Source organism: Amycolatopsis sp. SID8362, assembly GCF_010550475.1.
GTDB lineage: Bacteria > Actinomycetota > Actinomycetes > Mycobacteriales > Pseudonocardiaceae > Amycolatopsis > Amycolatopsis eburnea.
On record NZ_JAAGNB010001858.1, the window covers coordinates 1 to 1,371 of the forward strand.

Consider the following 1,371-nt stretch of genomic DNA (forward strand, 5'->3'; position numbering starts at 1 on the left):
CCGTGACCACCGGAACCCTGCTCGTTCTGGAAGATGTTGCCGACGCCGCCCGTGGAGGCCTGTTCGTTGAACTGGTTGCCGCCGGAACCGCCCGCGCCCTGCTCGTTCTGGAACACGTCACCGTCGTGGCCGGCCGACGCCTGCTCGTTGAACTGGTTGCCGCCGCGGCCGGAGCCTTGCTCGTTCTGGAAGATGTCCCCGCGGCCGCCCGTCGAGGCCTGCTCGTTGAACTGGTCGCCCCCGTGACCACCCGAACCCTGCTCGTTCTGGAAGATGTCCCCACGACCACCCGTCGAAGCCTGCTCGTTGAACTGGCTGCCGCCGTGACCACCCGAGCCCTGCTCGTTCTGGAACACGTCACTGCGACCGCCGGTCGAAGCCTGCTCGTTGAACTGGTCGCCCCCGTGACCACCGGAACCCTGCTCGTTCTGGAAGATGTTGCCGACGCCGCCCGTGGAGGCCTGTTCGTTGAACTGGTTGCCGCCGGAACCGCCCGCGCCCTGCTCGTTCTGGAACACGTCACCGTCGTGGCCGGCCGACGCCTGCTCGTTGAACTGGTTGCCGCCGCGGCCGGAGCCTTGCTCGTTCTGGAAGATGTCCCCGCGGCCGCCCGTCGAGGCCTGCTCGTTGAACTGGTCGCCCCCGTGACCACCCGAACCCTGCTCGTTCTGGAAGATGTCCCCACGACCACCCGTCGAAGCCTGCTCGTTGAACTGGCCGCCGCCCGAGCCCTGCTCGTTCTGGAAGATGTCCCCACGACCACCCGTCGAAGCCTGCTCGTTGAACTGGCCGCCCCCCGAGCCCTGCTCGTTCTGGAACACATCCCCGCCGCCGCCCGCGGAAGCCTGCTCGTTGAACTGGCTGCCCCCGGAACCCTGCTCGTTCTGGAAAACGTCGCCCGATGAAGTCGTCATCCTGTCCACTCCTGACATTCGGATCGGTGAAGCCCGCGCCCCTCCGTTGTCATCCAGTCTCGAACCGGATGCCGCCGCGGTCATGAGTAGCGGGCTACTCGGCTTGGCCACGACCGCGGCCTCCACCTACCTACGGGCCGTCGCCCGCGCTACTCCCCGGCTCCGGCTGCCCCACCACCGAAGCCAGTTCGCGCCGCCCCGAAATACCCAGCTTCGCGTAGACGCCGTGCAGCACGTTGTCCACCGTTCGCACCGAGACCACCAGGCGGTCCGCGACGGCGCGGCTCGTCAGGCCGGTCGCCACCAGGCGGGCGATCTCCAGCTCGCGGACCGTCAGGTCGAGCGGGGTGTCCAGCAGCGCCAGCGCCGGCGTCGCGGCGTCCGGGCAGGACGCCAGCCACGATTGGGCCCGCTGGGCCGAACCCACCGCGCTCCCCAGCTTGCCCGCCGCGCGGTG

2 protein-coding genes are annotated in these 1,371 nt (G+C 69.1%); both read right to left on the minus strand.

Translation table 11 applies throughout. The annotated features are described in order from the left end of the window. A partial coding sequence (locus tag G3I65_RS56200) for a hypothetical protein (protein WP_239072065.1) occupies positions 1-998 on the minus strand: 998 nt, incomplete at its 3' end. Positions 999-1,044: 46 nt separating this feature from the next. Beyond that, on the minus strand, positions 1,045-1,371 hold a 327-nt coding region (locus tag G3I65_RS56205; protein WP_160704817.1), incomplete at its 5' end, for a helix-turn-helix transcriptional regulator.